Below are 12,688 nucleotides of genomic sequence, written 5' to 3'. Positions count from 1 at the left end.
TATGAACTGGGAAACACTATCATCTACAGCACAACTGACGGATCTTATTAATGCATCACACGAAAGCCCCGTCTTGATATTCAAACACAGTACACGCTGTAGCATTAGTAGCATGGCTCTCAATAGATTAGAGCGCTCATGGAATCTAGAAGAAGCACAGCCTTTGACACCATACTATCTAGACCTAATCGCTCACCGAGATGTATCGAGTGCCATCGCAGCACAACTGGGCGTAGAACACCAGTCTCCACAAGTAGTAGTCATCTCAGACGGCAAAGCCATCTACGACAACTCTCACATGGGCATCTCCTACAACGATATCATCAAAATAGCCAAAGATTTAAGCCCAGCTTAAATCTCGGTTTCTTCGTTGTTTAGAGACTCCACCATCTTTTTGATCTGCTGAGCCTTCTTGCCATACATATAGTAGAACATATAATAGGCAAAAACCAAACTCCCGGCAATCACAACACCTGCCCATATCCATTTCCACATAGACACGGTATCCAACATCGCTTCGAAATCATCGTGTTGGATATAGCCCAAATAAAAACCGAGTAAGAATGAGGCAATTCCTATCACCACAAGTGTGATCTTAAAATGCGTAATAAACCTACAAATACTCTGGTGCACCTCGTTGAGGTACTGAACAACATTATTATCTATAAATTTCCGATCTAGCTTTTGAATCAAAATATGATAATAGTAGAAAAAACCGAAATTGATCAGAAGTAATACACCAGCAGCCACCCAGTATTGCACATAGCTCAAGTACACTCCTATGAGTGACAGCACTATCAGATTAGCCCATCGCTCTATGCGCAGGGTTTTCACGAATTTAGACACGATGTTTTGGGGCTGCTGTTTGATGATCGCATCAATCGCCTCCTCAGAATAGCTAAACCGCTCCTGATTCCCTCCTTGCTTCCATATCTGCTTAATATCCAGTTCTTCCATCGATTATTTTCTTTAACTGGTTTTTCACTCGATTGACTTTTGCGCCCACGTTGGTCACGGTGATACCCAGTATTTCTGCCATTTCTTTATAACTTTTCTCCTCCAGATAGAGCAGTATCACCGCTCGATCCGACTCTTTGAGTAGCTTGATTGCCTTGTACAGCATACTCAACTGCTCCTCCTCTACGACATCCTTTTCTTCAGCGATATCGGGCAACTGCTCCCGAGCCACTGACACGACTTTTTTCTTATTTCTGAGTTGCGAAAGACAGACATTAAGACAGACTCTATAGACCCACGTCGAGAGCTTAGAAGCGCCACGAAACGAATCAAAAGACCTCCACAACTGAATAACACACTCCTGATAATAGTCATTAAAATCTTCCGCCGTATCGGTATAGATTCTGCACACCTTCGCTATGATGCGGTGATGTTCTTCTAAGAAAGGCTGGAAATCAGATTTCATTCAACTATTTAAGTTCACTTCATTAGTAGCAACTATTGCTGCGGTATTACAACGATCGGCAATTACTTGATAGGCATTCTCGCAAAAGGTTTTTCTCGATCAAAAAGATAGCGATAGGTATGGTGTGTTTTGCCGATATCACCACCGATCTGTTTGACAACTAAAATCATTTTTCGATTAAAGTCTCCAATCCAATTCATCTCTAAAATTGGATAGCGCTTGTAATCTTGCTGCACCATTTTGGCAGTGGCCATAACCAGCGCTCCGTCGAGCCCTTTGCCTTGATGCGCCGGCACTACGCCAAACACCAACCCTAACATTTTCTTGTTAGTTTTAAACAGTTTATGAAGTACAAATTTGATTTTACCGACCCAGTTCAGCTTGCCATTCACATGCTTGAAAATCTGATTGACCTCAGGTAAATTGACATAAAAAGCCACCGGTTCTCCCTTATAATAAGCGAACCAGATGATTTTCTCATCCAAGATTGGTTTCATTTGCTTCATGATGGCCGCTGATTCGTCTTTCGTCATCTCTACCACTCCGTCATGATTCGCCCAAGCTTGATTATATACGACCCTAAAATCCTCCGCATACTTATCCAGTTGCTTGATACGCATATGCTCAAACGAATAATCAGGGTCTTTGCTCAATAGATTAGCCTTATGCTGTACACGTGGGTGAAATGGATCAAAAGTCTTTCGAATGAACGTGAATTGCTTGAAGTACACCTCAAACCCATAGTTCTCAAACAACTCTCTGTAATATGGAAAATGATAGTTGCACTGGTAGTTTGGCTCGATAGTATAACCATCTACGAGCAGCCCCCACCACTTATCTCTATCGCCAAAATTGACTGGTCCATCCATGGCTTCCATCCCGATCTCAGCCAGCCAATCCCTAGCCGCATCAAACAGCATATTGGCTGCCTGCTGATCATCTATACATTCGAAGAACCCACAGCCGCCTGTAGGTTGGTCATTATCCTTGACTGCCTTCTTGTTATTGACAAACGCCGCGATTCTACCTATCGTTTGCCCCTCTCGCTGTAGCAACCATCTCACACACGCTCCATGATTAAAAGTAGGATTTTTCTTCCGATCAAAAACCAGCTTCACGTCCTTGTCCAACGGTCGAATCCAAAACGGACAGTCCTGATAAAGTTTTACGGGAAACAAAACGAACTCTTTTTCCAATTCGGGGGTAGTGACTTCAATCAAATTCATGGTTTAAACTTAACTCAGAGATGTGAATTGAAAAATAATTACATAATATTTAAAAAAGTTAAAACCCAAATTTGCAAAATAGAAAAGGAAATCTATCTTTGCAGTCCATTACAAAATGGTCCGTTCGTCTAGGGGTTAGGACGCCAGGTTTTCATCCTGGTAACAGGGGTTCGATTCCCCTACGGACTACAAAAAGCGGCTTTCAAACGTCGCTCTTTTTATGCAAGTAATGGTCCGTTCGTCTAGGGGTTAGGACGCCAGGTTTTCATCCTGGTAACAGGGGTTCGATTCCCCTACGGACTACAAAAAACCACTCAATTGAGTGGTTTTTTTTTGTTTTAACATAATTAGAAACAAACGAGGATCAGGGATCACCCTGTATTTCTGGGAGAGAGGTAGTAGATCACTTCGTTATTCAATATTCATTGTTCAATATTCATTATTGTTTTTTTATAAAATAACCGCCTATTATCAGTTTTGAGGTAGTATTTAAATAATTGGAATAATGAATGCTCAATGTCGAATGTTGATTTTCATCCCCAAGTTTACACACTGATCCAGGATCAGGGATCAGTCTGTATTTCGGATCACTCCGTATTTCTGGGGGAGAGATCGAGGATTACTTCGTGATTCAAGATTCATTGTTCGAAATTCGTTATTGTTTTTACCCCAGAAATAGCAACTGACCCTAAAATTGTCCCGTCCCCAACATCACCAGCGTGCAAGCCTCGACCGTTTCTATACCTTGCGCTTGTGCTGCCTTGGACAACTCCACATTCTCGGTACCAGGATTAAAGATAATGCGATTAGGACGGAGGCTGAGGATGTAATCGTGCCACTCGGGCAGGTTGTCACTCCCGATGTAGAGCGTCACTGTATCTACCCCTTCCAACTCTGGTCTTTGACGCAAGTCCTGAAACGGCTCACCAAACAACTCGCCTTTCTTGATAGATACCAGTTTGATCGGGTGCCCATGCTGGTGCAATCGCTCAGCTGCCAAATATGCATAGCGCGTGGGATTGGTGCTTGCACCCAGTACCGCCGTTAGTTTCTTCTGTTCTGTCATCATTCTTTCATCTTGGTTCTTGACTCTTGGGTCTAAACATCTATTCTCTAGTATCCAAATACGCTTCGATCAGTTTCTCCGCACACTTCTCTCCATCGATAGCTGCCGACATAATACCACCCGCATAGCCAGCACCTTCACCACATGGAAACAAACGTTTGACCTCTATATGTTCCAATGTCTCGCGATTTCTCGGCACATGTACAGGAGACGACGTTCTACTCTCCACACCGAGCACTTGTGCTTCATTGGTGTAGTAGCCTTTTGACTTTCGTCCAAAACTCTTGAACCCATCACGGAGACGCATATAGATCGATTCTGGCAAAAACTCCCGCATATTGACGGCCGTCAACCCTGGTTGATACGAACAGTCCGGCAGGTTGGTTGACGTTTTTCCCTTGACGAAATCCACCAAACGCTGTGCGGGTGCGGATTGCGTCCCTCCAGCAATAGCACAGGCATTTTGCTCTACTTCGGTTTGGAACGCCAAGGCTTTGAAATCTCCCTCCGACTCGTAGGCCTTGAGGTCTTCGTTCTCTACCGCCACGACGATACCTGAGTTGGCGAACTTCGAGTCTCGCTTGGATGGGCTCATGCCGTTGACGACTATCTCCCCGTCCGCTGTAGCTGCTGGCACGATGAACCCTCCCGGACACATACAAAACGAAAATACTCCACGCTGCACCTGATCAAACTGCGTCTGAGTTGCCAAACTATAGCTCGCAGCAGGCAAATACTCCCCTCTCGTATCGCAGTGATACTGAATCTGATCGATGATTACCTGCGGATGCTCCACCCGCAATCCAAGCGCAAAGGGCTTAGATTCGATCTTGACCCCAGAAGTCTGGAGCAATCGAAAAATATCTCTTGCAGAATGTCCCGTGGCGAGGATCACGCCTATTCCTTCAATGATACTACCATCCTGTGTTTTCACACCTTTCATCTCTCCCTCACGGATCACGAAATCCTCCACACGCGTATCAAAACGAATCTCTCCTCCACGGGATAGAATCGTCTCTCGGATGTCTTCTATTACTTTGGGTAGCTTATTGGTACCGATGTGCGGATGCGTGTCTACTAGGATATCCTCCTGAGAGCCATGCGCCACCAGTATCTCTAGGATACGCGTGACATCTCCTCGTTTTTTGGATCGGGTATAGAGTTTTCCATCTGAGTAAGTCCCAGCCCCTCCTTCACCAAAACAGTAGTTAGAGTCTGGATTCACCTTATGCTCCTTGTTGATGGCAGCTAGATCTCTACGGCGAGCTTGGACATCCTTGCCACGTTCTAGCACGATAGGTTTCGCGCCCAGTTCGATACAGCGCATCGCTGCAAACAATCCAGCCGGCCCTGCACCAACGATGATCACCTCTGATTTGTCTGCCACATTGTTTTGTGGCTTTTGATACGCAAAAGGCCTTGGATCTTCACCTGCTTCGGATAGTGCTATCTCTACATTGACCTGTACACGACGACTCCTCGCATCGATGGAGCGCTTGAGCAATTTCCAGTGAGCCTCTGCACCTAGTTTATTGGTCACAAAAGCAGCAAAATTCGCCTCGTCCAGCGCGATTTCTGGCTTGAGTCTATAGTTTAGAATCTTCGTCATGTTTCCTTATCTAACTGGCCCGTTGGTTTGGTATTTTTTGAATCCTAAGTATCCGATATTAATCCCAAAAAAAATTGGCACGTACACTCCCTCTTTCCCCTGATTAGAAAAGACATCGTCAAAACTAGGGTCTGTGTATTTTTTATCAATATTTCGATAGCCTATTCCGAGCCCAAAATACGCATCAATGGTAAAGCCAGCGTTACCAGGATTTACCATCCAGCGATCTCCCACTTGCAGACCATAGTAGTATTTTTCTTCATTCAAAACCGTAGTTTCCCGCCCTCCGCTCGTAGGATTGGCGGACTGGGTACTGTGTCTATCCCATTCGAATCCTATCAAATGACCAAAATAAATCATCCCGTGTTTTTGATCCAAACGGTAAAACTTTTGTTTGAACTGAATACGATGACCAGAAGTAAATACGTCTTCGTTTTCCACGCCATCAAAAGAGGAATAAAAAGGGCTGCGATGATAGGCGTAGAGCAGTTCGTACCCCAGTCGCTCCTGTATGTAGTACTCCACCGAAAACGGCGCATACCCCACAAAAGTCAGCAATGGATTGGTCGCTAAGATCACACCTTTGTACTCATTGACCACTGGGGTAAAATTCCTCGGTGCTTTCTTTTTGTGTCGGTATTCTGGTTTATCATAGTCCTCATCATTGCGACCATCATTTAGTTTTTCTTCGGTAAGGAAAACCGGATTATCCTCCTGATAGACTGGATGGTACTTCCCCGCTATCTCTCCATTTTTCTTGTACAAGGTCCACTCTCCGACTCTGCGTCCCCCTGCAATCTTACCCGTCATCTTCAAATTTCCATCCAGATAATACCCCTGATAATCCCCAAGACCATCCAAGAACTGCGCTTCACCTTCTATATTCCCTTCTTCATCAAAATAGGTCCAACGCCCATCGTTTACACCATCCCTAAAATGCCCATTGACTTTGAGTTTTCCGCTTAGATAGTACTCATTATACTCACCTGTCCCCTCATCGAACTCCCCGATCCCCTTCATCTCACCAGACTCATAGAACATCTTCCAGTATCCATCCTTCTGACTATTCTTTTGCAATCCCTCAGCACTCTTTTCACCATTTTCATAGTAGTAGATCCAGTTCCCGATTGTTTTTCCTCCCTCATACCCGCCTTGCGCAGAGATTTCTCCATTCTTGAAATAGTACTTCCATGGACCTGTTTTCATCCCTTGCTTGTAATACCCCTCGGCCATCATCTCACCCGATTCGAAGTAATACACCCATAGACTGTCGCTCTTCCCCTCACGATTGAGCCCCTCCATTCTCAGGTTTCCCGAGACGTAAAACTCTTTGTACTGTCCTCTGCCGTTTTTGAATATGGCCTGAGCCTTCAGCGAACCACCCTCGTAGTAGAAGTTCCAAATTCCATCTTTCTTGCCATTGATGTACCCCCCTTCGCTTTTGAGTCCTCCATCTTCGTAGTAGAACGTCCATGAACCCGCGCGCTGATTGTCTTCAAGAATCCCCTCTGACCGCTTGTTGCCATTTTCAAAGTAATAAGTCCAAATCCCTACAGACTTGCCTAGATAAAAAGACCCCGTATTTCGGATATTGCCATTCTCAAAGTAATACACCCAGTCCCCCGTCGCGAGGTTATAAAGATACTCGCCTTCTGATTTGACTTTACCAGAGAGGTAGTAGGACTGATAGGGTCCTTTGAGTTTATTTTCTATCGTATCGTTGACGAAGAACACCTCCTTGACAGCCGTCTTGGATTGGTCATAGTAGGTCTTTCGCTCGACCTCCTGGCCCAAACCTCGGAGCGCCAGCAGCAGCCCAACGCCCATCAATACCTGATATTTCCACTTTTCGCTCACTCGTATAATTTACTTGGATTTGAAAACCGTCTCCTCTACCCAGCTCTTGCCCCAGTCTTCTATTTCGTCTTCAGACCAAAGCTCTGGATAAAAGATAACTTTCTGAAATCTCGGTGGCAAATACTGCTGCCAGTTGGTACCACCCGTCGCAGCGATGATGTCTGGGTCACGCTGTAGATAGCGCACCGCAGATTTATAGTGCGCCAAGCGCCAGTTGACATTGGCCAGTAAGTCAAGCTGCTTCAGCAAGCCCTTAATCTCTTCACTCGTTGTACATCCTTCATAGTCCGACTTGTATTTTGACCATATATTCTTGAATTGATAGTTGGAGGCGTGTTTCACGAACTGCTCGGCATATTTCTCCTCGAACTGGCGTAGCGTCAGGGTCTTTTTGCCCGTAGCGAGTTCGGTCGCTCCCTTCTTCCAGTACAGATGCGGGTACATCGCTTCTATGTTATTGGGATCCAAAGTGGCTCTTTGGGTTTGCTCCACCAAGTGGATCATAGAGGTACACGACAACTCGATCAAGCGCAATTGCCCCGACTGAAAACCACTCGCAGGCAGGAGCGACATCCTAAACTGCAAAAATTGCTGCTGATCCATCCCGTCGATCATCACATCAAAAGAATCCACCAAATGCAGCAGATAACGATTGATACGTTTGAGTCGCATGGCAAACCACTTTTCGTCTGGCGTGTCCAATTCTGCTATCTGCTCGATCTCGTTGAGGATCAACTGGAAATACAACTCTGTGATCTGGTGATAGATGATAAAAATCTTTTCGTCAGGAAAATGCGTCTTCGGGTTTTGAAGGCTCAACAGCGTATCCAGATGAATGTAATCCCAGTAAGTCAAGTAATCCGCATGTAGCAGACCGTCCAAATAGGACGATAGATCCTGTCCCATGGCATCATACTTTTGCTCCAGTTTTTTGACTTGTGCTAAGATTTTAGGGTCTATAGGTTCTGCACTCATTTTGGGTAGTTATTTAATGTTGCGGCTGTAAATTTGATAAGAATACGTGGAAACCATCAGATAATTACACAAATTAGTCCTACATCGCCACAAGCGGTAAGACTAGCGCTCATATCACTTTTTAACGCCAAAGAAACTCCACCCCGACAAAACAACAGCCTCATGAAAAGCAACAAAACCGATTCTTTTGAATCCCCCGACTTCTACCAACTCGACGACCTACTGACCGAAGAGCACCGCATGATCCGCCAGAGTATCCGAGACTTTGTCAAAAAAGAAATTAGTCCCTACATAGAGGATTGGGCTGAGCGAAACCACTTTCCCTACGAGATCGTCAAAAAGTTCGGAGAAATCGGGGCTTTCGGCCCACAACTCCCTGCGGAGTATGGAGGTGGCGGATTGGACTACATCGCCTATGGTCTGATCATGCAGGAGGTCGAACGCGGTGACTCGGGCATGCGCTCCACGGCATCCGTGCAGGGTTCTCTCGTCATGTATCCGATCTATACCTTTGGCTCAGAGGAGCAAAAACAAAAGTACCTCCCCAAACTAGGTTCGGGAGAGATGCTGGGCTGCTTTGGACTGACCGAGCCTGATCATGGCTCCAACCCTAGTGGTATGGTCTCGCACTACAAGGATATGGGTGACCACTACCTGCTCAATGGTGCCAAGATGTGGATATCCAATGCCCCCAAGGCGGACATAGCTGTCGTCTGGGCCAAAAACGAAGAAGGCCGCATCCATGGCCTGATCGTAGAGCGCGGCATGGAGGGTTTCAGCACACCAGAGACGCACGGCAAGTGGTCACTACGTGCCAGCTGCACAGGCGAACTCGTATTTGACAATGTCAAAATCCCGAAAGAGAACCTACTCCCCGGCAAGTCAGGTCTCGGCGCACCGATGATGTGTCTCGACTCAGCCCGATTTGGGATCGCCTGGGGCGCTATCGGTGCTGCGATGGACTGCTATGACTCGGCGCGACGTTATGCGCTGGAGCGTCATCAGTTTGGCAAACCGATTGGCTCCTTCCAACTGATCCAAAAAAAGCTCGCAGAGATGCTCACCGAGATCACCAAAGCCCAACTCCTCAACTGGCGCTTAGGCTCCCTGATGAACGAAGGCAAAGCGACCACCGCACAAATCTCTCTGGCCAAAAGAAACGCTGTAGCCACGGCGCTAGACATAGCACGAGAGGCCCGACAAATCCACGGCGGCATGGGCATCACCGGCGAATACCCCATGATGCGCCACATGATGAACCTAGAATCAGTCGTGACCTACGAAGGCACCCACGACATTCATCTGCTGATCTTGGGGCATGAGATTACGGGAATCTCGGCGGTGAAATGATGGACACAAAGACCCACCGTAGTTCTCACTTTGAGCGAAGACTACGGTCAACCACGACCATTAGACACCCTAAAAACACCTCCTCATTATATTTGGAATATTGGTTATCTTTAGTGTATTGTATGTTATTATAGATCAAACTTGAGTAGTATGAAATACCTTTTTATAGATGATAGTATTCACGATGAATATAGAGGAAACTTCATACTAAGTGCATTTGTTTTCATCAATTCAAATCCTGAAAATTGGATTTCTTCATCTTTAATCCGTCACGGTTACAACCCTTTATTAGATGAATTTAAAAGTGGTGTCAATTTCCGAAAACATCCTAATATGACATATGTTAGAAATGATCTAAAATCAATAATCCAATCAAACTGCAAGATTGGATTGGCAGTATTGCCACGTAATCGTAGAGAGGACATAGGAATAGAATCGCTTAAAGCTTTTAAACAATTCCTGAACTTTAACCATTTTAAAGAAGGAATAGAAGTATTTATAGACAGTTCATACTTTAAAGATCCAAAATCTGCTCAAAATATTGTAGAAGAACTAGGAATTCAAAATCACACATATCATTTCGAACAAGACTCAATCCATGTTAAAGGAATCCAACTTGCAGATTTAGTTGCCCATACAGCATCAACTATGCTATTAGAGACTATGGGGCATATAAACAAACAAGTGAAAGCAGGTGAGAACTCTGGGTATGATCCAGATATGGATATTGAGCTTGGATTTGAGCTTTGGGCGACTATTAGGTATAGCTTAATCAGTAAACCAAAAGAAAAAATCAATCACCCTATAGATGAATCTACATATGATGTGTTTCCCTATGGATTATATGTTTCAGAATATTGTGATCTAGACTTAGTAACTCAGATTAAAAACAGATTTGGAGGTGTCTATTTGGGTTGTATCCATTAAAATGGCATCTAGCATCACTGAAATGATCATTTGCAGAGTCAAGTAAGGAGATTTTCCCAAACACACCTTTAATACGTTCCTTAGCTAATTCAATAGATTTTCAACTCTAACAGGGTTATAGAGTAATCAGTCAATCATTATTATTTTCAAACCAATGCACATCATTTCTCTGACTTACAAAGTGCCGCTGGAGCAAGTAGACCAACATCTCAACGAGCACATCGACTACCTCAGCGAGCAGTATAGATTGGGACATTTTCATGCGTCTGGCAGGAAAGTCCCAAGGACAGGTGGCATCATCCTATCCATGCTGTCTGACAAAGCCCAGTTGCTCCGCATCATCGAGCAAGACCCGTTCAAGATTCACGGTCTAGCCGATTATGAGCTTACCGAATTTGTAGCCAGCAAAACCTGCAAAGAATTGAGATTCTTGGTGGAGTAGTCATTAATTGATGCTAAGTGTTCAGCATCAATAAATTTTTGGCTCTTGTTTTACATGCCGAACCCGCAGGATTCTGATTTGCTTTTCTGTAACTCTATAAGCCACACGACAGGAGTGTTTCTCAAAAGCTCTATGATCGCCTTGATTTTGCTCCTTAAACTTATCTAAAGCATACTTCTCGGGATGATCAGCGAGTTGACGAGCGATGGCAAAAATCTCATCTCTTACTTTTTCCGCACTTTGGGGAGAATCTTCTTTGATATACTGATATATTCTTTTGAGGGATGACTCTGCGGATTTGTTCCATACCACAGCTGGTTTATTTACCATGATTTGGATCTACTTTCTACTTCTTGCTGAGTATAGTATTCCCCTTTATCAATGGCAGCATCCGCCTCGTCCAGTTCCTTGTTGTATTGTTGGATACTGACACGCTGATGTTCCTCTTTCCACTTAGCTAGTTCTTTGATTATTTCTTGATCATGAACAGTAGCCAGCCACTCCAATAATTCCAGTTTTAAAGCTTGTGCAGTACTCATTTCAAAAATGTTTTTCTACAAAGTAACGATTTTTTTAGTGTATTTAAAGAGGAGAGCAGAGCATTCGCATATAAACTTGTCATCTCCTGAATTAGCTTACATCAAATGCATGACAGACTCTATAAAAGCCAGCAAAACCTGCAAAGAATTGAGGTTCTTGGTGGAGTAAGAGGTATAACCTTCCCCCTGAAGCCTTTTGATTATATAAAACAGAATATTATTCTGCTACGAAAGCATTTCAACCTTCCTGACAAATTTTATTTCGTACCGGAAGACTTTTGTACGTCCCGGCACTGTCGAGGGTCTTCCCGGGAGACTTTGCCCCCTTCCCGGAGGACTTGTGACCCTTCCCGGGAGAGCTTGACCCCTTCCCGGAGGACCTTTACCCCATCCTGCATCGATTTTCGGCAGTTTTTGTAGTATCCTAAAACACAAAAACCCTGATTCCAAACATATAAGAAATCAGGGTTTTACGTTTCGACCTTAGCGTCAGGTTTGATTTATGAGGATTCTACATTCATGTAAATAAACCTTTCATCTCTATGATGCTGTTTATCCATGAATAGTTGCATTCGCTCAAATATTTTTTCTCTATCAACTCGTGATGGGCACTTTGACTTGGACGTCATCCCATATCAAAACCATCTCCGTCCCCTGCTCTGTCTGAGGAAACTGAATCACAAACTGCTCCTGACAGCAGGGGTAGGCTTCACTAGGCACTTCGACACGCAGCACGTCCAGCGCAGGATCAGGCTCCCAGTAGCCCCATTTTTCCAATTCCGAATTGAGAACGACTGTCCACATCTCTTGACCCGGCACAGTATAGAGTCTATAGCTCCCCGCCTTCACCATCTCTCCTCCGAACACTACATCCTGACCAAAAGAAATGATCGTCGGTTCGTTGGCACCTGTTCGCCAGTAAGTATCGTAGGGCAAAAGATCACCAAACACGTCGCGTCCTTTTTTGAAAGGTCGGCAATAGTCTACTTTGATGTTCAAGTCGTTTTGTGTGAAAGTCGCCAAACCTGGAGGGCTATGCTGCTTGGTAGTCAGGATTCCATACATCACGAAGGTTCCAAATAAGATCACAACAGACCCCAGCACCCATAGAATTTTCTTTAGCATAATCAGATATTAATCGTTAAGTCTCAACACAAACTAGGTTAATGTCGCAAAGGTTGCAATTCCATCAAAGATTGCTAGGATTAATTCCAAATGCACTTCTACTCCGAGTTTGTTTGTCCTCAAAATGCATATTAATTTGATTCTCCTAT

At 44.5% G+C, this 12,688-nt stretch carries 14 protein-coding genes and 2 tRNA genes; 6 read left to right on the top strand and 10 right to left on the bottom strand.

Annotation, left to right across the window (positions count from 1 at the left end; genetic code table 11):
- The first annotated feature begins 1 nt into the window (after position 1).
- On the top strand, positions 2–355 hold the full coding sequence (gene ytxJ / locus BGP76_RS17705; protein WP_119845671.1) for a bacillithiol system redox-active protein YtxJ: 354 nt from the start codon (positions 2–4) through the stop codon (positions 353–355).
- Here the strand turns inward: ytxJ and BGP76_RS17700 are convergent.
- The 3 genes from BGP76_RS17700 to BGP76_RS17690 all read right to left on the bottom strand — a co-directional run bounded on the left by BGP76_RS17700 (position 352) and on the right by BGP76_RS17690 (position 2,649).
- Positions 352–957, bottom strand: a complete 606-nt coding sequence (locus BGP76_RS17700; protein ID WP_073125109.1) for a hypothetical protein — start codon at positions 955–957, stop codon at positions 352–354. The genes ytxJ and BGP76_RS17700 overlap by 4 nt on opposite strands.
- Complete coding sequence (locus BGP76_RS17695; protein ID WP_119845670.1) at positions 938–1,423, bottom strand: RNA polymerase sigma factor; 486 nt, start codon at positions 1,421–1,423, stop codon at positions 938–940. Before BGP76_RS17695 ends, BGP76_RS17700 begins: the two co-directional genes overlap by 20 nt.
- A 62-nt stretch (positions 1,424–1,485) precedes the next feature.
- Positions 1,486–2,649 (bottom strand): hypothetical protein, encoded by a 1,164-nt coding sequence (locus BGP76_RS17690; RefSeq protein WP_119845669.1) that lies wholly within the window; start codon positions 2,647–2,649, stop codon positions 1,486–1,488.
- Between the two features lie 117 nt (positions 2,650–2,766).
- Here BGP76_RS17690 and BGP76_RS17685 point away from each other — a divergent pair.
- Positions 2,767–2,838, top strand: a tRNA-Glu gene (locus tag BGP76_RS17685).
- 42 nt (positions 2,839–2,880) lie between these two features.
- Positions 2,881–2,952 (top strand) — tRNA-Glu (locus BGP76_RS17680).
- A gap of 385 nt (positions 2,953–3,337) precedes the next feature.
- On the opposite strand, the gene BGP76_RS17675 is transcribed toward BGP76_RS17680, so the two are convergent.
- The 4 genes from BGP76_RS17675 to BGP76_RS17660 are packed head-to-tail and all read right to left on the bottom strand — an operon-like array spanning position 3,338 to position 8,156.
- Positions 3,338–3,715, bottom strand: a complete 378-nt coding sequence (locus BGP76_RS17675; RefSeq protein WP_119845706.1) for a CoA-binding protein — start codon at positions 3,713–3,715, stop codon at positions 3,338–3,340.
- A 40-nt stretch (positions 3,716–3,755) separates the two neighbouring features.
- Positions 3,756–5,324: an NAD(P)/FAD-dependent oxidoreductase gene (locus BGP76_RS17670; protein ID WP_119845668.1), complete on the bottom strand. Its 1,569-nt coding sequence runs from the start codon at positions 5,322–5,324 to the stop codon at positions 3,756–3,758.
- Positions 5,325–5,330: 6 nt separating this feature from the next.
- Positions 5,331–7,181, bottom strand: a complete 1,851-nt coding sequence (locus BGP76_RS17665) for a toxin-antitoxin system YwqK family antitoxin (RefSeq protein WP_147407512.1) — start codon at positions 7,179–7,181, stop codon at positions 5,331–5,333.
- 9 nt (positions 7,182–7,190) lie between these two features.
- Positions 7,191–8,156 carry a tryptophan 2,3-dioxygenase family protein gene (locus BGP76_RS17660; RefSeq protein WP_119845666.1) on the bottom strand — a complete coding sequence of 322 codons (966 nt, stop codon included), beginning with the start codon at positions 8,154–8,156 and terminating at the stop codon, positions 7,191–7,193.
- A 162-nt stretch (positions 8,157–8,318) separates the two neighbouring features.
- Between BGP76_RS17660 and BGP76_RS17655 the strand changes: the two genes are divergently transcribed.
- The 3 genes from BGP76_RS17655 to BGP76_RS17645 all read left to right on the top strand — a co-directional run bounded on the left by BGP76_RS17655 (position 8,319) and on the right by BGP76_RS17645 (position 10,875).
- Entirely contained in the window at positions 8,319–9,506 is a 1,188-nt protein-coding gene (locus BGP76_RS17655) for an acyl-CoA dehydrogenase family protein (protein WP_119845705.1), read from the top strand.
- Positions 9,507–9,656: 150 nt separating this feature from the next.
- The gene (locus tag BGP76_RS17650; RefSeq protein WP_119845665.1) at positions 9,657–10,433 is read left to right on the top strand and encodes a DUF3800 domain-containing protein; all 777 of its coding nucleotides are present in this window, start codon (positions 9,657–9,659) and stop codon (positions 10,431–10,433) included.
- A 154-nt stretch (positions 10,434–10,587) separates the two neighbouring features.
- Entirely contained in the window at positions 10,588–10,875 is a 288-nt protein-coding gene (locus BGP76_RS17645) for a YciI family protein (RefSeq protein ID WP_073125118.1), read from the top strand.
- 27 nt (positions 10,876–10,902) lie between these two features.
- Here BGP76_RS17645 and BGP76_RS17640 read toward each other — a convergent pair whose 3' ends face one another.
- From BGP76_RS17640 to BGP76_RS17630, 3 genes are all read right to left on the bottom strand, one after another.
- Positions 10,903–11,205, bottom strand: coding sequence for a type II toxin-antitoxin system RelE/ParE family toxin (locus BGP76_RS17640; protein ID WP_073125121.1), 303 nt, complete (start codon positions 11,203–11,205; stop codon positions 10,903–10,905).
- Positions 11,199–11,414, bottom strand: coding sequence for a hypothetical protein (locus BGP76_RS17635; protein ID WP_073125122.1), 216 nt, complete (start codon positions 11,412–11,414; stop codon positions 11,199–11,201). The genes BGP76_RS17640 and BGP76_RS17635 overlap by 7 nt, the downstream gene beginning before the upstream one ends.
- Positions 11,415–12,008: 594 nt before the next feature.
- Positions 12,009–12,539 carry a DUF2911 domain-containing protein gene (locus tag BGP76_RS17630; protein WP_073125123.1) on the bottom strand — a complete coding sequence of 177 codons (531 nt, stop codon included), beginning with the start codon at positions 12,537–12,539 and terminating at the stop codon, positions 12,009–12,011.
- Between the last annotated feature and the right edge of the window lie 149 nt (positions 12,540–12,688).

Source organism: Reichenbachiella sp. MSK19-1 (assembly GCF_003590315.1).
GTDB lineage: Bacteria > Bacteroidota > Bacteroidia > Cytophagales > Cyclobacteriaceae > Reichenbachiella > Reichenbachiella agariperforans.
Note: the sequence above shows the minus strand (reverse complement) of the source record. Positions and strands in the feature narration are given on the sequence as shown.